A 22,017-nucleotide genomic window follows, 5' to 3' on the forward strand; every position below is an offset into this window, starting at 1 on the left:
ATCAGTTCTCGCCGATCGCGCGGGGAGTGCGAAGAGATATAGCATATGACTTCATGGTCGGCCTCCTCGAGTACGAGCTGAACGGCAGGGATCTGGGCGATGTCCGCTTCGCGATCTCGCCGATCAATGAGCTGGCCCTGTCGCTGCGGACGTTCCGGGAACCGGGCCGCTTCCCTGTCCACCTTCCGTGGCTTCGCGAGACGCAGGACGCCCGTGACCGGCTCGACACGACGATGCTTCGCGCGCTCAGCAACGCCTCCTTGTCGACGCCGGACTTTCTCAGCCCGCGGCCGGACAGTCCACTGACCCGCATCGACACCGAGCTGCAGGCGCTGGCGCGAGTCGAGGAAGGGCGCCTGGGCGCCGACCTCCGCGCGGTCCATCCGGAGGGCCTTCCGTCCCCGTTGCGGGGGTCCCTCGAGGCGGCCCGCCGCCGCATGCTGCGTGCGCTGCAGGCGTACTGGGACTCCTGCTTCGCCCCGTGGTGGCCACGGATGCGTGGCGTCCTGCAGGCCGACATCGTGCACCGTGGTCGTGTCGCGGCCACGGAGGGCGTCGGCGCGATGCTCGGAGGGATCAGCGACCGCGTCTCCCTCGACGGCGACGTCGTACGGGTGCGGCTGAACTCGCCCCTGCGCACCCGGCGCCCGACGGGTGGTGAGGGACTGACCCTCGTCCCGAGCCTTTTCACCCGCGGCGCGAGTGTGCCGATCGGGAAGGACGAGCCGCCGATGATCATGTACGGGGTGCGTGGTGCGGGGACACTTTGGCAGGCGGAGGCGCGGCGTTCGTCAAAGGTGCTCGCCGACCTGCTCGGGGCGACACGCGCGGGCCTCCTCACGGCGCTCGCGTCGCCGGCCTCGTCGACGGAGCTGGCCGGGCGGCTCGGGGTGACCACGCCTGCGGTCAACCAGCACCTGCGGGCAATGCGCGGCGCCGGGCTGCTCACGAGCGCGCGGCACGGGAGGTCGGTGCTCTACCTGCGCTCGGAGCTCGGGGATGCGCTCGTCGCTGGGGGAGGACGGATGTCGGTCCCGAGTGGTACGAACGAGGGATGACCGAACTGCCGAGGCCCAGCTCACTGCCGCTCCCGATCCAGACCGAGCGACTCGTGCTGCGCCCGTATGGCCACCGCGACGCGCCGCGGGTGCTCGACATCCACCGCAGGCTCGACGTGATCCGATGGCTCGGCGACCCCCCGTACACGCCGATGGCCTCACTCGTGGAGGCCGCAGCATGGATCGACGACCTCAACCGCCTGCATGAGGCCGACCCGCGCTGCGTCGGTCTCGCGGCCGAGGTGCGCGAGAGCGGCGTCGTCGCGGGCACGGTGATGATCGCGCCGTGTCCCCGCAGTGAGCCGCTCGACCTGCAGGTCGGCTGGCATCTCCATCCGGACTCGACCGGTCGCGGCTACGCCACGGAGGGTGCTCGCGGATTGATCGACGCGGCGTACGCGCACCTCGACGGCACCGCACCGGACCGGCCACTGCTCGATCTGGTGTGGTGCGGCATGTTCCCGGACAACAAAGGGTCGGCCGCGATCGCGAGGCGGCTCGGCCTCGAGGATCTCGGCGTGCGTGACGACCCCTGGTACGACGGTGACAGCCAGCTCTTCCAGACGACCCGCGACCACTGGACGGGAGCCCGTCGGGAGCGCCCCGTACGCTAGTTCCTCGTGGCACTCAGCATCGGCATCGTCGGACTCCCCAACGCGGGCAAGTCGACCCTCTTCAACGCTCTGACCAAGAACGACGTCCTCGCGGCGAACTACCCGTTCGCGACGATCGAGCCCAACGTCGGCGTGGTCGGTGTTCCCGACCCGCGGCTCGACGAGCTGGCGAAGATCTTCGGCTCGGAGAAGATCATCCCCGCGACCGTGCAGTTCGTCGACATCGCCGGCATTGTCCGCGGTGCGTCGGAGGGTGAGGGTCTCGGCAACAAGTTCCTCAGCCACATCCGCGAGTCCGACGCCATCTGCCAGGTGACGCGTGTGTTCCGTGACCCCGACGTCACTCACGTCGACGGCAAGGTCTCGCCGAGCGACGACATCGAGACGATCCGCACCGAGCTGATCCTCGCCGACCTCCAGACCCTCGAGAACGCCCTCCCGCGTATGGAGAAGGACGCGAAGAAGGACAAGGAGCTCGTGCCGGTCGTGGAGGCCGTCAGGGAGGCCCGTACCCATCTCGAGGCGGGCACGGGCGTGTTCGCCGCGGGGCTCGACCCGGCGCCGCTGCGCGACCTGCACCTGCTCTCGGCCAAGCCGCAGCTGTTCGTCTTCAACTGCGATTCTGACGAGCTCGCCGACGAGGAGCTCAAGCAGCGGATGCGCGACATCGTCGCTCCCGCCGAGGCCGTCTTCCTCGACGCGAAGTTCGAGGCCGAGCTGGTCGAGCTCGGTGACGACGACGAGGCCCGCGAGATGCTCGCCGAGATGGGCATCGACGAGCCCGGGCTCGACGTGCTTGCGCGGGTCGGGTTCGAGACGCTCGGCCTGCAGACGTACCTCACCGCCGGGCCCAAGGAGGCTCGCGCCTGGACCATCAAGAAGGGTGCCACCGCCCCCGAGGCGGCCGGCGTCATCCACACCGACTTCCAGCGCGGATTCATCAAGGCCGAGATCGTGTCGTACGACGATCTCGTCGCCGCCGGCTCGATGAGTGCGGCGAAGTCGGCGGGCAAGGTCCGTATGGAGGGCAAGGACTACGTGATGGCCGACGGCGACGTGGTGGAGTTTCGTTTCAATGTGTAGGCGAGTTCCGGTCCAACGTCTGGTCCCTGCCTGTAGCTCCGGCTCTGACAATGCCTCGATAGATGTCGAACGAACCCTTGGGGATGTAGTCGTCATCGAGCAGGCCAAGGGTGCCGACCGCTTGACCGCCTGACGTGTCCGCGTCGCGGAGCCCAAAATACTCGCACACCGTGATGTTGAGTTCTTCTGCCACGTGCTCGAGCGTCGCCACCATGTGAGTGATCGACCGGGCTTGCGCAGCTGCAGTTCGGCCGTTTCCGCTCGGTGAGCCGAACTCCGCGATGTGGATGGGTTTCCGGTGGGGAATCTTCGCTGCTGCGAGGCTGTGCAGGCGAAGGTGTCGTACCGCATTCTCAGTGAGAGCTGGAACGGCTTCTGGCGGGATGGGCGAGAAGGCATCAGGGTAGAGACCGAGGCCGACGTAGTCGACGTAGTCGGCGAACTGTTCTGCAGGCAGGTTCGCAAGCATCTGCCAGAACTCGTCGTCGCCGCCCAGCCAATCGGCCGGCTCAGCGACCGAGAAACCGACCTGTACGTGTGCGGGTGCCGCCCGCTTTGCGTGGGGGAGTCCTTGTACGAGGGCTTCCATGACTCCCGGCGAGCTCCCGTCGATCAATGGGATGGGGAAGTTCGGTTCCAAGGTCACTTGGAGGTACCGGACAATGTGTCCGTAACGCTGCAGAACGGCATCGAGAAACGCGAGCCATCCGGATATGTCCTCAGTCGAGGGGAGATAGCTGACCACAAGATCCAGCTCACGTCGGCTCTGGAGATACCACTGGTCAGGCATGGTGAGGCCAGCGAGTTCATCTCCGGCACCGAGTGAACGGACGATTTCTGGGTCTGGATCGGCACCTAGGAAGTGGATGTACTCGCGGATCACGTGCGGGGATCCGCCTGTGAGGTCGTCGACGGCCGAGGCGATTCTTTCGGGGCGATCCGGCTTTGCGCTGGTTGTGCCCGCGCGGCCGGCGACATAGATGCCGTACTGCATGAGGGCTTGTCTCCAATCCATTCGATTTCTCCAGATTCAATTCGGTCGCGGAGCTGTTCAAGCCAGCTCGCTTCCGAGGCGAGCATGCGCAGCCAGTATTCGACCTCGATCATTTTGATCTCGGCGAGATCGGTGGGGCTGTCACTGAGATCGGCGATCTCCTGCCGGATCCGACGGGTTCTCTCATCGAGGGCGTCCTCAGCTCGCTCCTTGCCGAGGAGGCCGATGTAGGCGAGCGCGGTGACAAAGTCGGCATCCATGGCGGGCGCGGTGCGGATGGTTTCCTCGACTCGGTACCGCATGTGTGTGAAGCCAGCCTCGGTGAGGTCATAGATCGTCCGCGGCGGCCGGTTTCCCACACGTTCAGGCGAGCGTGGCGTGACGAGGTCAGCGTCGGCCAGCGACTTGGCGAGAGTGGTGATGCTGCTTCGGGAGGCGTGGAGATGTCGGTAACGGTCGTTGAGGCGCGAAGTAAGCCCATACGGGTGGTCCGCCTGCTCGAGGAGGAGCCCCAGGGCGGGTAGCGACAACTTGCTGTGGAGGGCGTTCGTCGGCACACGAGGAACGATAGACGTATACATCTATTGCCGGCAAACGGGGGCTGTTGCACGGAGAGGTGACAGCCGAGCGGCCTAACCAGTGAGTTGGGCTGGAGGGGTTTCCGCCGTGACGAAGCCGTACCCGAAGGAGCTCCGCGGGCGACCTGGCCCGCGTGGCCAGCGACGTCAGCGGATGCGTGGTCAATGCCGACCGCGCGAGGATCCCAATTCAGGAGCCGAGAACTTGTGCGCCCTGAGCCGTCACGACATGGTCCGCCTCGAGACCATCATGACCACGCCTGCCATCCAGGCTGCGCGGCTCATCACTGTCATCTCATCGTGCAGGATGGTCGGGTGGAGGGATGTCGCGCGCCCGTTCACTGCCATCACGGTCGCGGCGAGGCCCATGTCTTGTTGCGGACCTGTTGCCATCCGCTCCGGGCCGGGGCCGGAGCGGAGTGATTCGAGAGTGGTTTGTGGCCTGTGTCGATCATCGTTCGCGCCCACCTCAGCGACCCGGGCAGCTGGTCCGCACGTGATGGTCCGCAAGAAGTCCGCGCCACACCATCGTTTGCCGTCAACGGTCCAAAGTTCCGTTTCAATGTCTGACCGGATGCGGCAGCGAAAGTCGGGTGGGATGCCGACCCTCAGGGCGAGGATCGTGGTCGAAAGGAGGACCACATGATCGGCACTCTCAACTCCCTGATCGACCTGGTCGAGGTCGATATGGGCGAGCCCCTCGACGTCGAGGCATTCGCCCGCGAGCACGCCACCACGGAGTATCACCTTCGGCGAATGTTCTCGGCGCTGGCGCAGATACCCCTATCGGAGTACGCGCGCCGCCGGCGGATGACGCGTGCGGCGGCTGACCTCGTCTCCGGTGCGCCCAGCCTGCTGGACGTCGCCGTGGCGTACGGCTATGGCTCGGCCGAGGCGTTTGGGCGTGCCTTTCGCGCGGTGCACGGGATCAGTCCCGCGGACGCGCGTGAACGTGGTGGTCCGCTCAGCACCCAGCCCATGCTCAGATTCCGTCTGAGCGTAGAAGGGAGCGTCCCCATGGACGTCACCATCACCACTCGCCCTGCCTTCGCGCTCGCCGGACACGCGGCGCAGGTCCCGCTCCTCCACCAGGGTGTCAACCCGCACATCCAGGAGCACATCGCGGGTCTCGCCCCGGAGGAGCACGCGCGACTCAAGGCGCTCTCCAACAGCGAGCCGGCAGGCATCTTGGCCGTCACCGAAGGCATCGATCCTGATGCACCCGAAGGATCACCCCTCACGTACCTGCACGGAGTGGCGGTCACAGACGCGACGTCGGTGCCAGAGGATCTGGACGTGATCGCGCTCGAGGCGGGGACGTGGGCCGTCTTCTCTTCGCAGGGTCCGTTCCCAGAGACGTTGCAGCAGCTGTGGGCGGCGACGGCGACGGACTGGTTCCCCTCGAACCCGTGGCGACTGCGTCCCGGTCCCTCGATCCTGCGCTACCTCGAGTTCACGGGCACCCACGCCGCATGCGAGCTCTGGCTGCCCGTCGAGCGCGCGCGCTGAGGGCGTCCACGTGATCTGGCCTGCCGCCTGACGGGTGCGACAAAACCCGGACATAACGCCCACTCGTCTGCATGCGCTCAGGAAACTTTGTGTGCAAACGGGGGAGTCTGGGATGAGGAAGCTTCTGGTTCTCGGTGTGTCAGGGGTGTTGGCAGTCGGCCTTCAGGTCAACGTGGCCGCAGCAGCAGACAGGGAGACCGACGGACAGGCTGCGGCGCAGCAGGCGGAGCCGTCCGACCCTCCGAAGGCTGAGGAGCCTGCCGAGGAGCCGGAGGCACCCGACGAGTCCGGAGGCGACGACGTCGCGTCCCCTGAGCCGTCGCCGGAGCCATCGAAGGACGACGAGGCCAAGCCTGAGACAAAGACCAGGCCAAGCCGGTGACGAAGAACGAGGCCAAGCCGGAGGTCGAGGGCGAGACGCCCAAGCCCACGCCGAAGCGCCGGCGCGCGCCGACTTCGCGCCGTACAAGGTCGAGGCGTGGTGGAAGATGACGCGCGTCGACGAGTCCGCGCTCGGCGGCTCAGGTCAGGTCTACGCGGGGGCGTCCGAGCCCCCTCGACCTGCACGCCGACCCTCTACCGGGTCGTCTCGTACGACATCGAGAAGCAGGCCGACGAGGACCGGCTCCGCGAGCTGAAGGCAAGCGGCGTCTCGGCGGGAGAGGACGCGTCGCTCGACCCCGCGCCGTCGCGGATCGTCACGCTCGAGGACCCGTACCTGTGCGACCAGGAGGTCACTCCTGTGAATCCGACCGTCCAGCAGGCGGTCTGCACGGGGCCAGGGCAGTACTCGCCGCCGTCGATCACGCTTCCGGCTGACACCGACCTGCTGTCGACCACTGCCGACCCGGAGCCGGTGTTCGCCGACGACCTGCCGGACGGCTGGGTGGCGAACGCCGCTTACGGGTACGCCGACTACACGATCACGCTCACCGTCCCGGACTGCGTCGAGAAGGTGACGCCGCCGGCGCCGACCTGGGTCGACGACTGCGGCCCCGGCAACGGCTCCTGGGAGTTCACCGACGCCGAGGCGTACACGTACTCCGAGACGGTCAACGAGGACGGGTCGATCACCGTGCGGGTGACGCCGAACGAGGGCTACTCGTTCCCGGAGGGCACCGTCACGGAGTGGACCGAGACCGACTCCGAAGAGCCGTGCCTCGTCGACGCGCCGCCGGACGGCGAGCACTATCACTACGAGGTCGTCACCGGTCTGGGAGGAGTGTAGACGGTCACGCTCGTCGACGACGGTTGGGCCTTGCCGCCGGGCGCGGTGACACGGTGGACGGAGACCGAGGATGCGGACGACTGCGACCTGGTCCCTGGCGACATCGTGTCGCAGTGCGTGAGCGCCGCGCCCTACCTCTCGTACGCGGTGACGCTCCCGGCGGGCTTCGGCGAGGTCGGGGCGTCAACCCGGACGGTGAAGACTACGTGTGACGGGCCAGCCGCTGAGCGGTCGGCTCCTGTGGCCGGGGGCGTCGGCGACAGAGCCGCTGCAGTGGCCGGGCTGGGAGCTGCTGCCGGACGGCACGTACGTCGAGACTGACGGCAACTTCGCGTGGACCCGGCGCGGGGTCACGGTGCGCTTCGACGTCAACCCGACGTACTCGACGACGGTCGCGTACCCGTCGGAGTCGTCGACCTGCGCCAACCCGCAGACACGTGTGCCGGACGTGCCGGACAGCCCGGACACACCGGTCGGCTTCGAACCGCCGTCGAGCACGCCGCCGCTGCCGAACGCAGGTGGCACTGCGCTGGCCCCGGCCGCGTTGGGGCTGCTGTTCGTGCTGGCAGGCGGACTGCTGCTCGGTCTGCGCCGACGCTTGAGCGCCGCCGCGGTGCGCTGACGAGGCGCCGCAGTGGTGGTCAGGACCGCCGCCACTGTGGCGCGAGGATCGACCAGACCTCCATGTCGCGCCGTTCCCCTCGGTACAGATAGCTCTCGCGCAGCACGCCCTCCTTCGTCATCCCGAGGCGTCGCGCCACGGCGATGCTGGCCGCGTTCGCCGGACTGACCCGCCACTCCACGCGGTGGATGCCCCGCTCCTCGACAGCCCAGTCGATGATCACGCGGACGGACCGGCTGACGAGGCCATTGCCCACGGCCGACGGCTCCAGCCAGCAGCCCGCCTCGGCCGTGCCCTGCGGGACGTCCATCGTCCGGAAGAGGACTCCTCCCACCAGCGTTCCCGCCACCCAGATCCCGAAGATCCGGCCGGTGTCGGTGGCAGCCTTCTCGGCGTACCGCTCGAGGAAGGCGCGGCTCGACTCCAGGTCGGTGACGGCGTCGGGGAGCGCGACATGCTGCCCGATGAACTCACGTCCTCGGTCCATGTGGTCGAGGAGCTCCTCTGCCCGCCATGGTTCGAGAGGGCCCAGCTCCGCACCGTCGCCCAGCGATGTCGCGTGCATCGTCACCCTCCAGGTCAGGACCGGCGCGCACCGGGCGGGAATCGTCTCACGACCGGACGCGAGAAGGCGTGGACGAGGCCGATCCGAGCTAGGCGCTGGCCTCCCACCCGTCGTACTCGCCGTCGGTGACCGAGGCGGCGAGGCTCTCGAAGAACGCGCGCGCCTCACGGACCGCGTCGGGCGAGACCACCGCCTCGTCTCGCTCGGCGACGATCACCCATCCGTTGCCGTCGGCGGCGGTGTCGACGTCCTGCACGTGCCAGCCGGCGTCGCGGGAGGCGTCGGCGACCGTACGAGCGCCCGACTCGTCGGCGGCATAGACGTAGTGCAACCAGTGACGCGGGTGCGCGAGGTCGCTGCGCTTGGAGAGTTCGGCGAGCAGGGCGTCGTCGAAGTCGTTGCCCGTCGACGGGAGCGTCGGTCTCCTCCTGAACAGCGCCATGGGTGGAGTCTCCCATGGGAGTCGGCCGGCTACGCCCTGAGCGAGGGCTCGACCACGGCACGCTCGTTCGGAACGCCTTCGGCGTGGGCGACCGATCCGGAGCGACCGCGGGGCCACTCGCGGTAGTCGCGAAACGCCACCGGGAGGCCGTGTGCCGCCTCGACGTCCGCGCTGTCGGTCACCTGGACGTGCACGTGCGGCTGGGTCGAGTTGCCGGAGTTGCCGCACTCACCGAGCTGCTCGCCCGTACGGACCGTGTCGCCGACCCCGACCCGCAGCGAGCCGCGCCGGAGGTGGACGAGCGTGACGAAAGCGCCCTCGGATGCGATCGTCAGGTGATTCCCCGCGATCGCGCGGATCCCCTCGCGGACCCGCCGCGCCTGCCCCAGCGCGTACCGGACGAGCGCGAGCTGCGAGCGCCGTGCCTCATGGTCGATCTCGCCGTCGTGCACCGCGACGACCGTCCCGTCGCACGGCGCGAGGATCGGGCGGCCGTACGCGAAGAACCGCTCCGGCGGCTCCGTCGCGAGGATTGTGCGCCAGTCCCTGGTGGGTGCAGTGCGGCCCCTGTCGTCGACGCCGACGAAATCGATCGCGTACGCGCTGCCCATCAGCAGCGTGCCGTGGCTCGGGACACGGTGGGCGGGGCTGTTCTGGACGAGCCAGCGGCCGGTGAACGGCAGGTCGAGCACGACGGTCGTCACACGACCGAGGCTACTGACACGTGAGATCGCCGGTCCCGTCTTCGCCGTCGTCGCACCCACGTGCGGACTCTGCCGTGCCCCGGAACGCGAGGGTGGGGCCGGACGCGTTCATGGTGCGCGGGCGGCCCAGCACCGACACGACAACCTCCGGCGAGTCACCGAAGCCGAGGGTCATGTTCTGCCAGAGGCAGCCGCTCGGGTCGGACACCATCCACGTCCAACTGGTCGTCGACCCGCCGCGCGGAAGCTCTTCCCCACCGGTGCCGGAGACCAGGATCGCGCTGCCGTCGTCGGTGTTCGTCGACAGCACCCAGTTCAACGGGGCGCGCGACGTCGCCCGCACACCGTTCGCGGTCGGCCACCGGATCGACTCCACGGTGATCGGCGCGGGGGAATCGTTCCGTACGACGACGGCGACGCGGCAGTGAAGCCGTGAGTCCACCCGTTCCTGCGGACGGGCTTCGCCGCGTGCGACTCCGGGTCGTCGCAGATCGGCGGTATGCCCGAGATCACGGTGACGCGGCCGGCGGACCGCGGAGGCCGAGACCCCATCCGGCCGTACCGACGACCGTGAGGACGACCAGGGAGGCGAGGGCGATGACAAGCATTCGGCGGCTGCGAGGTACGTGCGGATCATCGCGAACTCCAACACCGCCTCGCAGGCGATTCGCGGATCCGGAGTGGCCGGCGACCGTTTTTGGCCCGTTGCACCGCCCTGACTGGTATGACACCAGCGCCGCTTAACCTGGGCACCCCGTCCCCTCACGAGGAGCTGATTCCTTGTCCACCCCGGACATCCACCGTGCCGAACCTGGGCCCGTCCCCGCACGCCCGATCTCACCGGCCGGGGCGGTGCCGCCCGACCCCACCGCCGCCGTCTCGATCCGCAACCTGTGCAAGTCCTTCGGTGAGAAGCTCGCGGTCGGCGGCGTGAGCCTCGACATCCCTGCCGGCTCGTTCTACGGCATCGTGGGCCCCAACGGTGCGGGCAAGACGACGACCCTCTCGATGGCGACGGGCCTGCTGCGACCTGACCTCGGTCACGTCTCGATCCATGGCGTCGACGTCTGGCGCAGCCCGTACGAGGCCAAGCGTCTTCTGGGGGTGCTTCCCGACGGGCTGCGTCTGTTCGACCGGCTGACCGGTGCTCAGCTCATCGCGTACGCCGGCGAGCTCCGCGGGCTCGACCGCGCCACCGTGCGTTCCCGTACGGCCGACCTGCTCGGCGCGCTCGGTCTCACCGAGGCTGCCGACACCCTGGTCGTCGACTACTCGGCAGGCATGACCAAGAAGGTCGCGCTCGCGTCCGCGCTCGTCCACGCCCCCCGCGTGATCGTCCTCGACGAGCCGTTCGAATCGGTCGATCCGATCTCGGCCGCGGGCATCCGCGAGCTCCTGACCGGGTTCGTGCAGACCGGCGGCACGGTCGTCGTGTCCTCGCACGTGATGGACCTCGTCCAGCGGATGTGCTCCCACGTCGCGGTGATCGCGCGCGGCCTTCTCCTCGCCTCCGGGACGGTCGACGAGGTGCGCGCCGGAGAGTCGCTCGAGGACAGGTTCGTGCAGCTCGTCGGCGGGCCGCAGTCCACGGGAGGGTTGTCGTGGTTGCAGTCATCCTGAGGATGAAGCTGACGCTGGTCCTCAACGGGTTCCGGCGCTCGGTGTGGCAGACGGTCGGATTCGTCCTGGCTTCGTTGTACGCCCTCTTCGTCGTCGGTGTCGTCCTCGCGGCGTCTATCGGTCTCTCATTCGTCGACATCGACCTGGCGCGCGACGTTCTGGTGGTCGGGGGTGCGGTCGTGGTCGTCGGGTGGTGGGTGCTGCCGCTGCTGAGCTTCGGGCTCGACGCGACGCTCGACCCGCGGCGCTTCCAGCAGTTCGCGATCCCGCGCCGCGACCTGGTGACCGGCCTCGCGGTTGCGGGGATGGTCGGTGTCCCGGGAGCCGCGACCGTTCTGGCGGCGCTGTCGACGTCGCTCGCATGGTGGCACGAGCCGATCGCGTTGATCGCCGCGGTCGTCGGCGCCGCGCTCGGGGTCGCGATGTGCGCGGTCGGTTCGCGCGCCTTGGCGGCGCTGATCGCTCCGCTGATGGAGTGGCGCCGCTTTCGCGAGGTCGCGGCCGTCGTCGTCATCGTGCCGCTGATCATGCTCGCGCCGATGGCCAGCCGCCTGATCGGCACCATGGGGGATCCCGACGAGTGGTTGCCGCAGGTCGCCGACGTGCTGTCGTGGACCCCGTTCGGGGCTCCGTGGTCGCTCGGCGGCGATGTCGCAGAGGGCCAGTGGCTGTTCGCCGGAGCTCGCCTCCTCGTCTCGGTCGCATCCGTCGCGCTGCTGCTCGTGGCGTGGGATGCCGCACTCACGCGGACCCTCGTACGCCCGCCGTCGCGGGGCCCGGTCGCGCGCGGCCAGGGCTACGGCTGGTTCGACCGCCTGCCCGCGACGCGTTCGGGTGCGATCGCCGCGCGATGCCTCACGTACTGGCAGCGTGACCCGCGCTACGCCGGCTCGGTGGCGTTCTTGCCGTTCATCCCGATCCCGTTCATCGTGTTCGGCGGACTCGAGGGCAACACCAGCCTGCTGCTGATGGCGCCGATCGTCGCGTACGTGCTGGGCTTCGTGATCTCGGCCGACTTGTCGTACGACAACACGGCCTTCTGGCTCCACGTGACGACCGGCGTGCGCGGTGTCGCCGATCGCTGGGGACGCGTGACCGCTGCGTCGATCCTGGCCGTGCCCACGGTCCTGCTCCTCGCGGTCGGCGGAGCCTGGGCCTCGGGTGAATGGGACCGGTTGCTTGCCGTGCTCGGGGCTTCGTTCGGCGTGCTGATGGTGGCGCTCGGAGCGTCGTCGGTGCTGTCGGCACGCTTCCTCTACGCGGTCCAGAAGCCGGGCGAGGGCATGTTCGCGCAGCCGCAGGGATCGACGACGGCGATCCTCGTCGCCCAGACGATCGGGATGCTCGCCGTCGGCCTGCTGTCCGCCCCGACCCTCGTCGCGTTCACGATCGCCCTCGCGACAGGTGGGATGTGGGCGACCGCGCTCACGGTGGTGCTAGGTCTCGGCTCGGGCATCGCGCTGCTGATCATCGGTGTCCGCAAGGGCGGGGAGATCGTGGACCGCCGCGGGCCCGAGATTCTGCAGCAGATCGCCGCCTGGGCCTGATCCCCGACGTACGTCACGACACCAGGACCCGACGTTCCTCCACGAACAGGGGGTGGAACGTCGGGTCCTTTTGTCGGGATCTGCGTCAGGCGACCTCGTACGACCACAGCTCGCTCGTGACGGCGACAGGGGGCTTCTTCTCGCTGCCCTCGCCGCCACCCGCGCCACGGTGCCCATGAGCGAAGGCCGGCGACGTCTTCCACGCCTCGAACGCAGCCTCGTCGCGCCAGCGCGTGATGACGAGCCATGTCGTGCGGTCGTCGGTGGGCTTGAGCAGCTCGAAGCCTTCGAAGCCATCCACCCCGTCGACGGCGCCCGCGCGGGCGGCGAAGCGGTGGGCGAGCTCGTCCCCGGACTCGGCGGGGACCGTGATCGCGTTGATCTTGATAAGGGTCATACGTCCGATGCTAGGCCGGTCGTTCGTGACGGCGGCGAGTGGAGGTCACGGCCTCGGCCGCAGAAGGCGAGCTCCGAGGACGGAGAGCAGCACCGCCGACACGGCCGTCGCCGCGGCGACTCCCAGCCACACGCCGTTGCTCCCGGAGCTCCCGATCGCGTCGTCGAACAGCGGGGTGAGGCTCAGGAGGGCGTAGCCGGCGGCCACGACGAGCAGCGGGACGAAGACCAGAGCGAGGGCGCCGCCGAGTGCACGGGCGTACCCGAGGTCGGCGGATCGCCCGATCACCAGTCCCGCCACGAGGCCGGTGACGGCCAGCTCCACGATCGGGACGCCCAGGAAGACGACATGATCGCCCGTCTGGACCTCGTCGTTCATGAAGTAGGCCAGCATCCAGGCCATGGGGAGCGCGAACAGCAGCACGACCACGGAGGCGATCAACGGTCCGGCGACACGTGCGACAGACCGCCCGGTCGAGCCGCCCGGGAGGGTTCCAGGGATGTCCGAGGTGTGAGGCTTCGTCATGCTCCGAGGGTGGCACACGGCGGGTCGGCCGCCGTCGGCGCTCTAGGCTGATCCCGTGGCCCACCCGACTCTCCTTCCTGAGCACGTCGACGCCGAGCGCCTCGTGCTTCCCGACGGCGTCCTCGAGCACGGGTGGGTCGAGCATCGCGATGGCGTCGTGACCGCGGTCGGCCGCAGCGACGCGCCGGTGCCAGGGGCGTACCCGCTGCTCCTCCCCGGCTTCGTCGACCTCCACTGCCACGGAGGCGGCGGCGCGTCCTTCGACGGTGGCCTGGACGCCGCGCGGACCGCGGCACGCGCCCACGCCCGGCACGGGACGACGGCCATGCTCGCGAGCCTCGTGTCGGCGCCGGTGGACGTCCTCGCCGAGCAGGTACGAGGGCTCGCCGCGGCGATCCGTACGGGCGAGCTCGGGCCCGTCCGCGGCATCCACCTCGAGGGCCCGTTCCTCTCGCCGGACCACCGCGGCGCGCACGACCCGGACGCGCTGACCCTCCCGACGGAGGAGGCGGTGGCGACACTCATCGAGGCAGGCGGCGGTCTCGTCCGGATGGTGACGCTTGCTCCTGAGCTGCGCGGCGGGCTCGAGGCCATCGAGCAGCTCGCCGCCGCGGGGGTCGCCGCGGCTGTCGGGCACACCGACGCCGACTACGCGCTGGCCGCCGAGGCGTTCGCCCGCGGCGCGACCGTGCTGACCCACGCGTCGAACGCCATGCTCCCGATCCACCATCGCGCCCCCGGCCCGATCGTGGCCGCGCTCGACGCTCCGGGGGTCGCGCTCGAGCTCATCCTCGACGGGGTCCACCTGCACGACGCCTGGGCGCGCCGGCTGCTCCTCGATGCCGGATCACGCGGAGTGCTTGTCACGGACGCGATGGCTGCCGCCGACGCGCGCGACGGCGCGTACGAGCTCGGAGGGCTCATCGTCGAGGTTGCCGACGGCACCGCGCGACTCGTCGACACCGGCGCGATCGCGGGCAGCACGCTGACGATGGACACGGCGGTACGACGCGCGCTGGGCGTGCTGGGGCTCGATCCCGTCGCCGTCGCCAGCGCCGCATCGTGCGCTCCGGCGACCGCGCTCGGCCTGCCCGGAGGAACGATCGCGGTCGGCGGTCCGGCGAACCTCGTCGCGCTCGACGCCTCGTACGAGATCGCCGCGGTGCTCTCCGCGCCGACCCCCTGACGTCATACGAGACGAGGGTCGTGACCCTCATCCGGGATGACGTCCGGGACGGGTTCGGAGGGAGCGGGAGCGAGCGCGGCGGCGATCGCCGTCGTCGCCGGCACCGCGAGCACGAGGCCGATGAGTCCGACGAGAGTCCGTGCGATCTCGGCACCGACCTGCTCGGTCCCAGCGATCTCGATCAGCGAGCGGTCGTACGCGGCGACGAGCAGCAGCACCGTCATCGCCGTGCCCGCGTACGCAAAGACCAGCGTGTAGACGCTGGAGGCGATGTGGTCGCGCCCGATCCGCATCGCCGACACGAACGTGCTGCGCCGGCTCGCCTCGGGCTGAGCGGCCCGCAGCTCCCACACCGCGCTGGCCTGCGTCACCGTGACGTCGTTGAGGACACCGAGCCCCGCGATCACCATCGACGCCGTGACGACACCCGACAGGCTGATCTGCCCCGCGACCGCCATGAGGATCTGGTCGTCCTCCGACGAGATGCCCGTCAGGTGGGTCCAGTCGGTCGTGAACCATCCCAGGACTGCTGTCAGTGCGATGCCGATCAACGTCCCGAACAGTGCCGCGGTGGTGCGGATCGAGACGCCGTGGACGAGGTAGAGGACGACGAGCATGATCGTGCTCGACCCCACGACCGCGACGATGAGCGGATTCTCGCCGGCGAGCAGCGCGGGCAGGACGAACACCACGATCGCGCCGATCGTGGCGACCACTCCGACGATCGCGAGCAGACCTCGCCACCGCGCGACAGCGACGATGACGCCCGCGCACGCGAGGCCGAGCCAGACGAGCGGCATACCGCGGTCGAAGTCGAGGAACTCGAACGTCGGCTCGGTGGTGCCCTCGGGCTCGACCCGTACGAGCTCGACGGAGTCGCCGACCTCGATACCCGTACGGAACACCGCCGGCTGGACGGTCACGGTCGCGGACTCGTCGCCCGCCGTCCGTACGAGCAGCTCACCGCAGTCACCCTCGACGGCAGGCAGCCCGTCGGGCCCGACCGCTCCGCCGCCGCAGTCGATGGCACGTACGTCGGTGACCGTGCCGGACACGATCGACACGCCCTGCGTCCCGTACGGGTTGGGTGCTTTGGCGACGTCGTCCGCGTCCGGCCACAGGACCCAGACTGCGACGCCGAGCACGAGGGCCAGCGCTCCGACGACGCCGGCGAGCACGGTCGCCAGGCCGCGCCGCCCCTCGCCCTCGCCGGTCCCGAAGTGGCTGTGGAGGTCGTGGGTCACGGGCCAAGCGTCCCATGTCCGCAGGCGGGTACGAGGCCGCCCGTCAGGTGTCGCCGGCGGCGTCGGCGATCACGTCGATCACCCCGGCGAGAGTGAAGTCCCTGGCCGTCAGCCCGCTGGCGGAATGTGTCGTCAGGATGAACGTGACCTCGCGCCAGCGGATGGTGATGTCGGGGTGGTGGTCGGCTTCCTCGGCGATGGCGGCGACCGCATCCACCAGTGCGATCCCGTCGATGTAGGTGGGTGCGCGGACGGAGCGGACGATCGTGTCGCCGTCGCGGACCCATGCAGGCCGCTCCAGGAGAGCCTCGGCGATCTCTGCGTCGCTCATCAGGCTGTCGGAGGCGTCGGGTGCGTCCATCTCTTGACCGTACGCGCTAATCTCGCCGGTTGTGGATCCCCGAAGCACCGAACCCGCGCCGGTGCCGGCGGTCGTCGTCGGCGTGGCGCTGCTTCGCGGCGGTCGAGTGCTGGCGGCGCGGAGGACGTCACCGCCTGCGCTTGCCGGTGGATGGGAGTTCCCCGGGGGCAAGGTGGAGCCGGGTGAGAGCGAGGCCAAGGCGGTACGCCGTGAGGTCGCCGAGGAGCTGCGGTGCGAGGCCGCAGTCGTTCAGCGTCTCGACGGCGAGGTCCCGCTGGCAGCGGGGATGGTGCTCCGCGTGTACGTCGGCGAGGTCGTGTCGGGTGATCCGGTGCCGACCGAGCACGACCGGCTCCGCTGGCTCGGCCCGGACGAGCTGGACGACGTGCCGTGGCTCGACGCCGACCGGCCGTTCCTGCCCGAGGTCGCCGCGCTCCTGCGTCGTACGCACAGCGAGGGCGCGGAGGCGCACTTCGACGAGGGCGACGACGCCGACCAGGTCGTGGCCGCGCTGCGGGCCGACGGGTACGAGGCTGTCGTACGGCGCGAGGGCTTCGCCGGCGAGGACGACAGCGAGGACCGCGCCTGGCTCGTACGGGTCGAGGGCACGGCCGCTGCCGATGCGCTGGCCGCGCTGGTCGCGGACGTCGAGCTCGCCTGGATGATCGACCACGCCGCGCCCGCGCCCGTACCACCTCCGCCGCTCCCGACCGGGCCGAAGCGGCTGAAGCGGAAAGACTGACTCGCGAGGTGCCCGCACGTTGCGTTGGCCCCAACGGAGAGTCGCTGCCCCACCGGAACGGTGCAGTGGGCTAGCGACTTTGCGGTGGGGCCAACGGAAAGTCACGGGCGGCAGAGAGTGACCCGCGGGCGGCAGAGGGTGACCCGGGGCGTCAGGCGTGGAGGGCGCGGCGCAGGAAGTCGACCTGCAGCTGCGCGAGGTTCTCCGCGACGACCTCCTGCGGCGTCATGTGCGTGACCCCGGTCAGCGGCAGCACGCTGTGCGCCTTGCCTGCGGCCAGCAGCGCCGACGACAGCCGCAGGGTGTGCGCGACCACGACGTTGTCGTCAACCATGCCGTGCACGATCATCAGCGGCGGAAGCGCGACGTCGGGATCGATCCCGGTCAGCAGCGAGTTCGCGTCGTAGACCTCGGGCTGCTCGTCGGGATGCCCGAGGTAGCGCTCCGTGTAGAACGTGTCGTACAGGCGCCACTCGGTCACCGGCGCGCCCGCCACCGCCGCATGGAAGACGTCAGGGCGACGCAGCACCGCGAGGGCCGACAGGTAGCCGCCGTACGACCAGCCCATGATCCCGACGCGCGACGTGTCGACGTCCGTGCCGTACTTGTCGGCTACCGCGTCGAGCGCGACGATCTGGTCGTCCAGCGTCACACCGGCGAAGTCGTCGCGGATCGCGCGGTCCCACGCCCGACCACGCCCCGGCGTCCCGCGCCCGTCGGCGACGACGACGCAGAAGCCCTGGTCGGCGATCCACTGCGCCTCGAGGTAGGGCTTGGCGGAGTGCAGGACGCGCTGCGCGTGGGGGCCTCCGTACGGGTTCATGATGATCGGCAGGCTCGCGACGTTGCCGTGCTCGTGACCGCGTGGGAACAGCACTGCCGTACGGATGGCGTCGTCGCCAGCCTCGAGGAACCGCACCTCCGGGTGCAGGCCCGGGTGCAGCGGGTGGGAGGCGAGGTTGCCGACCGTCTCGCCGCGGCGCATCACGGTGATCGTCGGGAACGGCGATTCCATGCCGGCGCGGATGCGCACCGCGGTGCCCCCGCGCTCGGTGCCGCTCCACACGCCGGGCCCGTCGGACAGCGCGACCGTGTCGCCGTCGTAGCCGACCGCATAGAGGTGGACCTGCGTCGGGTCTTGGGACGCCGTCACGATCGCGCCCTCGGCGCCGAGCGACACCACGGCGCGAAGCTGCAGGTCCGGAGGCGACACCGGCTCGCCGTCGACCAAGAGCCTCTTGGTGTCGCCGTGGTCCTCGAGCGTGACGAGGCGGCCTCCGGGCGCGTACGCGGGGACGCCGGGCATCACGTCGACCCACACCTCGTCGCTCTGGCCGCGCACCAGCGTCGTCTCGCCCGTCTCGAGCTCGACGGCGAGGACGGCGGCGTCCTTCTGGTCGCGCGCCATGACCTGGATCAGCGGGTCGCCGTGAGCGGTCCACGACACGCGGGTGAGGTAGGGGAAGCGCTCGCGGTCCCACGCGACCTCGGTGCGTGAACCGTCCAGGCGCACGTGCCACAGCGTCACGAGGGCGTCGTCGGTGCCGGCGGCGGGGTAGCGGTGCTCGACCGGCGCCTTCGACGGGTCGGCGGGATCGGCGACGTGCCAGGTCGTGACCGGCGACTCGTCGTACCGCTCGACCAGCAGCGACTCGCCGTCGGGCGCCCACCAGAAGCCGCGGTGACGGTCCATCTCCTCGGCCGCCACGAACTCGGCGAGCCCCCACACGACGTGCTCGCCGTCAGGCTCGGCGATCGGGTAGTCGAGCGTCCCGTCCACCCCGATCACCCGCAGCGCGCCGTCGGTCGCGTAGGCGATGCGGCGTCCTGTCGGGTCCACCCGAGGGTCGATCGCGGAGCCGGCCGTCGGGAGCGCGCGAGCCCCTGCGGAGCCCGTACGGCTCACCCAGACCCTGCCGGACAGCGCGAACGTCGCGACCTCGCACGCCTCGTCCATCGCGTACGCGACGATGCCCGCCGCCGACTCACGGCTGCGCTCGCGCCGGGCCCGCTCCTCCGGAGACAGCTCCTCGCCACCGGTACCGAGCAGCGCCGAGGCGTCGACGAGGCACGTCTCCTGCCCGCTGTCGGCGTCGTACGACCACAGCGATCCCGTCCGCGTCGAGCCGTCGGGCGTGCGGACGAAGAACACACGGGAGCCGTCCGGGCTCACGGTCAGGTTGCGGGGGACGCCGAGGGTGAAACGCAGCGACCGTGCCTGCAGACGCGGGAAGGACACGGACTCCGAGGAGGGGGTCGTCATGCCTCCGAGGGTATCGAGGCGGGGTGCTCCGGTCAGGGCGCGGTGGCGTCGCTCGTGGGATCGACGAGGATCTTGGCGTGCCGGTCGGGGTCGCCCAGCGCGTCGAAGGCCGAGGGGATGCCCGCGAGCCCGACGGTCCCGGTCACGAGAGGAGTCGGGTCGACCGTGCCGTCGGCGATCATGCGCAGGGTCTCGTAGAACTCGTCCGGCCCGTACGCGAAGACGAACCGCAGGTCGATCTCCTTGTTGATCGCCATCGACGGGCGGAACGTGTCGGCCTCCATGCAGACGCCGACGACGACGATCCGCGACAGCAGCGGGGCATGGGAGATGAGGTCCTCGATCATCCCCGGTGTGCCGACGCACTCGAAGACGACCGGGCCCTTCGGTGTTGCGCCGACCTTCTCCGCCGCCCGCATCACCCGCCACCACGGCAGGCCCGGGACGCGGCGCAGGGTCTTCATCGTCGAGAGGCCGAGCTCCATCAGGCTCGGCGCCGTCCGCAGGTGGCCGCGGCGCTCGCCGTACGAGGTCCACGGAGACTGCTCGCGCGGGTCCACGACCACGTCGGCGCCGCAGGCGCGTGCGAGGGCGCGGCGTCCGGCCGAGAGGTCGCTCGCGACGACCGTACGGACGCCGGCGGCTTTGAGCATGAGGATCACCGCGAGGCCGATCGGGCCGCACCCGATGACGATCGCGACCTCGCGCTTGCCGATCTCGGCGCGGCGGACCGCGTGGTGCGCGACCGCGAGCGGCTCTGTCGTGGCCGCGCGGTCGTCGCTGACACCGTCGGGGATCGGGATCGTCAGCGCCTCCGAGACGAGCATCCGCTCCGCGAAGCCGCCTGGCGCCCGTACGGACAGCCCGGTCAGGTGGACGCCGTCCTCCTGCTCGAGCACGGGCAGCGAGACGACGCGGGTGCCGACCGGCCAGGCCTCGCGGCAGCCTGGTCCGTACGAGAGGATCCGTCCGGTGAACTCATGGCCCATCACGACCGACTGCGATGAGCGCATGAACGCGTCGTAGCCGATCTCGGCGGCACCGTCGGCCGTGAGGTCGCTGTGCGTACGGGCGTGCAGGTCGGAGCCGCAGATGCCACAGCGCGTGACCTCGATGAGGACCTGACCATGCCCTGGTACGGGGTCGGGGACGTGCTCGAGCGCGAGCCGGCCCTCGTGGCAGGTGACGGCCTTCATTCGCCGGCCGCTGCACGGGAGGAGGGGCGGCGGGTGCGCGACGAGGTCCATGCGAGCCCGTCGTCGAGCCCGGCGTGGTTGGTGTGCCAGGCGTCTACGACGACGTTCTGCTTCATCGCCCACGGATACGAGGCGACCGCACGCGGCTGCAGGTGCTCGCCGCGGCGGATGTAGCCGGAGTCCATGTCGAACAGCGGCCGCGAGGCCGGGGTGCCGTCCATGACCGGCGTGACGGTGTCGTCGCCGGAGCGGTCGAGGCGCTCGATGATGCGGCTGACGAGGCGCGCGGTCATGTCCGAGCGCATCGTCCAGGACAGGTTGATGTAGCCGATGCAGAACGACAGGTTGGGGACCCCGCTGAGCATCGTGGCCCGGTACGCGTAACGCTGCGACAGGTCCACCGGCGCGCCGTCGACGCTCAGCGCGGCACCGCCGAGAAGCTTGAGTGAGAGCCCGGTGGCGGTGACGACGATGTCGGCCTCGACGACCCGTCCGTCGGTCAGTCGCACACCGTTCTCGACGAACCGGTCGATGTGCGCGGTGACGACCGATGCCGTGCCCTCGCGCACGACCTCGAACAGGTCGCCGCCGGGCGAGATGCACAGGCGCTGGTCCCACGGCGCGTACGGGGGCGTGAAGTGGGCGTCGACGATCTCCTCCGAGCCCACTGCGGCGACCGCGCCCTTGCGGAACAGCGACGCCATCTGGTCGGGCAGTCGGCGGCATGCCTGGTAGAGCCCCCACTGGAGCGCGGTGTTCTTCGCGCGGACGGTGAGGTGGCCGCCGCGCGCAGGGAGCACCTTGCGGATCGCGTTGCCGATCACGTCCTGCTTGGGCTGTGCCAGGACGTAGGTCGGGGTGCGCTGGAGCATCGTGACGTGGCCGGCGTCCTGGGCCATCGCCGGGACGATCGTGATCGCGGTGGCGCCGCTGCCGATCACGACGACCTTCTTGCCGGCGTAGTCGAGGTCGTCGGGCCAGAACTGCGGGTGGACCAGCGTGCCCTCGAAGTCGTCCACGCCTGCGAAGCCGGGGTCGTACGGCTGCTCGTAGTCGTAGTAGCCGCTGCAGAACGACACGAACCGCGCCTCGTATGTCTCCTCGTGGCTGTCGGGACCCGTCGCGACGCGGACCCTCCAGCGGGCGTCCTCGGACGACCAGTCGGCGGCGACGACCCTCGTAGAGAAGCGGGTGTGCGCGAGGATCCCGCTCTCACGCGCGGTGTCCTCGAGGTAGTCGCGGATGTCGTCGCCCTGGACGATCGAGTCGTCACCGCTCCACGGACGGAACGGGAAGGCGAGGGTGAAGATGTCCGAGTCCGAGCGCACGCCGGGATAGCGGAACAGATCCCACGTGCCGCCGATCGCGTCCCGCGCCTCGACGAGCGCGTACGACAGGTGGGGGAGGCGCTCCTGGAGGCGGTAGGCCATCCCGATCCCAGACAGGCCCGCGCCCACGATGAGGACGTCGACACTGCGTGTGTCGGGGGTGTGGTCGGCCATGGTGCTCCTCCGGTCGTGCCTCGTGCGTACGGCACGC

At 70.0% G+C, this 22,017-nt stretch carries 24 protein-coding genes; 12 read left to right on the forward strand and 12 right to left on the reverse strand.

Translation table 11 applies throughout. The annotated features are described in order from the left end of the window. Positions 1-53 precede the first annotated feature (53 nt). From ACFSDF_RS09755 to ychF, 3 genes are read left to right on the forward strand one after another with little or no spacing between them, the layout of a single operon-like run. Positions 54-1,058 (forward strand): ArsR/SmtB family transcription factor, encoded by a 1,005-nt coding sequence (locus tag ACFSDF_RS09755; RefSeq protein ID WP_377157306.1) that lies wholly within the window; start codon positions 54-56, stop codon positions 1,056-1,058. Further along, the gene (locus ACFSDF_RS09760; RefSeq protein ID WP_377157308.1) at positions 1,055-1,672 is read left to right on the forward strand and encodes a GNAT family N-acetyltransferase; all 618 of its coding nucleotides are present in this window, start codon (positions 1,055-1,057) and stop codon (positions 1,670-1,672) included. The genes ACFSDF_RS09755 and ACFSDF_RS09760 overlap by 4 nt, the downstream gene beginning before the upstream one ends. Positions 1,673-1,678: 6 nt before the next feature. Next, positions 1,679-2,755 (forward strand): redox-regulated ATPase YchF, encoded by a 1,077-nt coding sequence (ychF, locus tag ACFSDF_RS09765; protein ID WP_167001872.1) that lies wholly within the window; start codon positions 1,679-1,681, stop codon positions 2,753-2,755. On the opposite strand, the gene ACFSDF_RS09770 is transcribed toward ychF, so the two are convergent. Both ACFSDF_RS09770 and ACFSDF_RS09775 read right to left on the reverse strand, forming a co-directional pair. Further along, positions 2,745-3,749: a glycoside hydrolase 5 family protein gene (locus ACFSDF_RS09770; RefSeq protein WP_377157310.1), complete on the reverse strand. Its 1,005-nt coding sequence runs from the start codon at positions 3,747-3,749 to the stop codon at positions 2,745-2,747. The genes ychF and ACFSDF_RS09770 overlap by 11 nt on opposite strands. Then, complete coding sequence (locus ACFSDF_RS09775) at positions 3,635-4,306, reverse strand: helix-turn-helix transcriptional regulator (protein ID WP_377157312.1); 672 nt, start codon at positions 4,304-4,306, stop codon at positions 3,635-3,637. The genes ACFSDF_RS09770 and ACFSDF_RS09775 overlap by 115 nt, the downstream gene beginning before the upstream one ends. A gap of 663 nt (positions 4,307-4,969) precedes the next feature. On the opposite strand from ACFSDF_RS09775, the gene ACFSDF_RS09780 reads away from it, so the two are divergent. From ACFSDF_RS09780 to ACFSDF_RS09795, 4 genes are all read left to right on the forward strand, one after another. Then, on the forward strand, positions 4,970-5,836 hold the full coding sequence (locus ACFSDF_RS09780) for a GyrI-like domain-containing protein (protein ID WP_377157314.1): 867 nt from the start codon (positions 4,970-4,972) through the stop codon (positions 5,834-5,836). A gap of 112 nt (positions 5,837-5,948) precedes the next feature. Further along, a complete protein-coding gene (locus ACFSDF_RS09785) occupies positions 5,949-6,218 on the forward strand; it encodes a hypothetical protein (protein ID WP_167001880.1) in 270 nt (89 codons plus the stop codon). Positions 6,219-6,314: 96 nt separating this feature from the next. Continuing rightward, the gene (locus ACFSDF_RS09790; RefSeq protein ID WP_377157317.1) at positions 6,315-7,064 is read left to right on the forward strand and encodes a hypothetical protein; all 750 of its coding nucleotides are present in this window, start codon (positions 6,315-6,317) and stop codon (positions 7,062-7,064) included. A gap of 208 nt (positions 7,065-7,272) precedes the next feature. Continuing rightward, a complete protein-coding gene (locus ACFSDF_RS09795) occupies positions 7,273-7,686 on the forward strand; it encodes a hypothetical protein (RefSeq protein WP_377157319.1) in 414 nt (137 codons plus the stop codon). A 19-nt stretch (positions 7,687-7,705) separates the two neighbouring features. Here the strand turns inward: ACFSDF_RS09795 and ACFSDF_RS09800 are convergent, their stop codons facing one another. The 3 genes from ACFSDF_RS09800 to ACFSDF_RS09810 form a co-directional block, all read right to left on the reverse strand. After that, positions 7,706-8,251: a GNAT family N-acetyltransferase gene (locus ACFSDF_RS09800; protein ID WP_167001890.1), complete on the reverse strand. Its 546-nt coding sequence runs from the start codon at positions 8,249-8,251 to the stop codon at positions 7,706-7,708. A gap of 88 nt (positions 8,252-8,339) precedes the next feature. After that, positions 8,340-8,693 carry a ribonuclease E inhibitor RraB gene (locus ACFSDF_RS09805; RefSeq protein ID WP_377157321.1) on the reverse strand — a complete coding sequence of 118 codons (354 nt, stop codon included), beginning with the start codon at positions 8,691-8,693 and terminating at the stop codon, positions 8,340-8,342. Between the two features lie 29 nt (positions 8,694-8,722). Further along, positions 8,723-9,397, reverse strand: coding sequence for a M23 family metallopeptidase (locus ACFSDF_RS09810; RefSeq protein WP_243842896.1), 675 nt, complete (start codon positions 9,395-9,397; stop codon positions 8,723-8,725). Between the two features lie 74 nt (positions 9,398-9,471). On the opposite strand from ACFSDF_RS09810, the gene ACFSDF_RS09815 reads away from it, so the two are divergent. The 3 genes from ACFSDF_RS09815 to ACFSDF_RS09825 all read left to right on the forward strand — a co-directional run bounded on the left by ACFSDF_RS09815 (position 9,472) and on the right by ACFSDF_RS09825 (position 12,564). Further along, on the forward strand, positions 9,472-9,825 hold the full coding sequence (locus tag ACFSDF_RS09815; protein ID WP_377157323.1) for a hypothetical protein: 354 nt from the start codon (positions 9,472-9,474) through the stop codon (positions 9,823-9,825). A 352-nt stretch (positions 9,826-10,177) separates the two neighbouring features. Beyond that, positions 10,178-11,017: an ABC transporter ATP-binding protein gene (locus ACFSDF_RS09820; RefSeq protein WP_167001896.1), complete on the forward strand. Its 840-nt coding sequence runs from the start codon at positions 10,178-10,180 to the stop codon at positions 11,015-11,017. Continuing rightward, entirely contained in the window at positions 10,999-12,564 is a 1,566-nt protein-coding gene (locus ACFSDF_RS09825) for a hypothetical protein (RefSeq protein WP_377157325.1), read from the forward strand. The genes ACFSDF_RS09820 and ACFSDF_RS09825 overlap by 19 nt, the downstream gene beginning before the upstream one ends. Before the next feature lie 85 nt (positions 12,565-12,649). On the opposite strand, the gene ACFSDF_RS09830 is transcribed toward ACFSDF_RS09825, so the two are convergent. Then, complete coding sequence (locus tag ACFSDF_RS09830; RefSeq protein WP_167248845.1) at positions 12,650-12,961, reverse strand: antibiotic biosynthesis monooxygenase family protein; 312 nt, start codon at positions 12,959-12,961, stop codon at positions 12,650-12,652. 45 nt (positions 12,962-13,006) lie between these two features. After that, entirely contained in the window at positions 13,007-13,486 is a 480-nt protein-coding gene (locus ACFSDF_RS09835; RefSeq protein WP_167248843.1) for a hypothetical protein, read from the reverse strand. A 55-nt stretch (positions 13,487-13,541) separates the two neighbouring features. Between ACFSDF_RS09835 and nagA the strand changes: the two genes are divergently transcribed. After that, positions 13,542-14,672 carry an N-acetylglucosamine-6-phosphate deacetylase gene (gene nagA, locus ACFSDF_RS09840; protein WP_377157327.1) on the forward strand — a complete coding sequence of 377 codons (1,131 nt, stop codon included), beginning with the start codon at positions 13,542-13,544 and terminating at the stop codon, positions 14,670-14,672. Between the two features lie 2 nt (positions 14,673-14,674). Here the strand turns inward: nagA and ACFSDF_RS09845 are convergent, their stop codons facing one another. Together ACFSDF_RS09845 and ACFSDF_RS09850 are read right to left on the reverse strand one after the other, a co-directional pair. Beyond that, positions 14,675-15,916: a YibE/F family protein gene (locus tag ACFSDF_RS09845; protein WP_377157329.1), complete on the reverse strand. Its 1,242-nt coding sequence runs from the start codon at positions 15,914-15,916 to the stop codon at positions 14,675-14,677. A 43-nt stretch (positions 15,917-15,959) separates the two neighbouring features. Continuing rightward, positions 15,960-16,277, reverse strand: a complete 318-nt coding sequence (locus ACFSDF_RS09850; RefSeq protein WP_167001908.1) for a 4a-hydroxytetrahydrobiopterin dehydratase — start codon at positions 16,275-16,277, stop codon at positions 15,960-15,962. 31 nt (positions 16,278-16,308) lie between these two features. On the opposite strand from ACFSDF_RS09850, the gene ACFSDF_RS09855 reads away from it, so the two are divergent. Continuing rightward, positions 16,309-17,019: a (deoxy)nucleoside triphosphate pyrophosphohydrolase gene (locus ACFSDF_RS09855; protein ID WP_243845013.1), complete on the forward strand. Its 711-nt coding sequence runs from the start codon at positions 16,309-16,311 to the stop codon at positions 17,017-17,019. A gap of 151 nt (positions 17,020-17,170) precedes the next feature. Here ACFSDF_RS09855 and ACFSDF_RS09860 read toward each other — a convergent pair whose 3' ends face one another. From ACFSDF_RS09860 to ACFSDF_RS09870, 3 genes are read right to left on the reverse strand one after another with little or no spacing between them, the layout of a single operon-like run. Further along, positions 17,171-19,282 (reverse strand): S9 family peptidase, encoded by a 2,112-nt coding sequence (locus tag ACFSDF_RS09860; RefSeq protein WP_377157331.1) that lies wholly within the window; start codon positions 19,280-19,282, stop codon positions 17,171-17,173. A gap of 32 nt (positions 19,283-19,314) precedes the next feature. Then, positions 19,315-20,478 carry a zinc-binding dehydrogenase gene (locus ACFSDF_RS09865; protein ID WP_377157333.1) on the reverse strand — a complete coding sequence of 388 codons (1,164 nt, stop codon included), beginning with the start codon at positions 20,476-20,478 and terminating at the stop codon, positions 19,315-19,317. Next, the gene (locus ACFSDF_RS09870; protein ID WP_167001914.1) at positions 20,475-21,980 is read right to left on the reverse strand and encodes a flavin-containing monooxygenase; all 1,506 of its coding nucleotides are present in this window, start codon (positions 21,978-21,980) and stop codon (positions 20,475-20,477) included. Before ACFSDF_RS09870 ends, ACFSDF_RS09865 begins: the two co-directional genes overlap by 4 nt. Positions 21,981-22,017: the final 37 nt, after the last annotated feature.

The sequence above is a fragment of the Mumia zhuanghuii genome (assembly GCF_042681565.1).
Lineage (GTDB): Bacteria > Actinomycetota > Actinomycetes > Propionibacteriales > Nocardioidaceae > Mumia.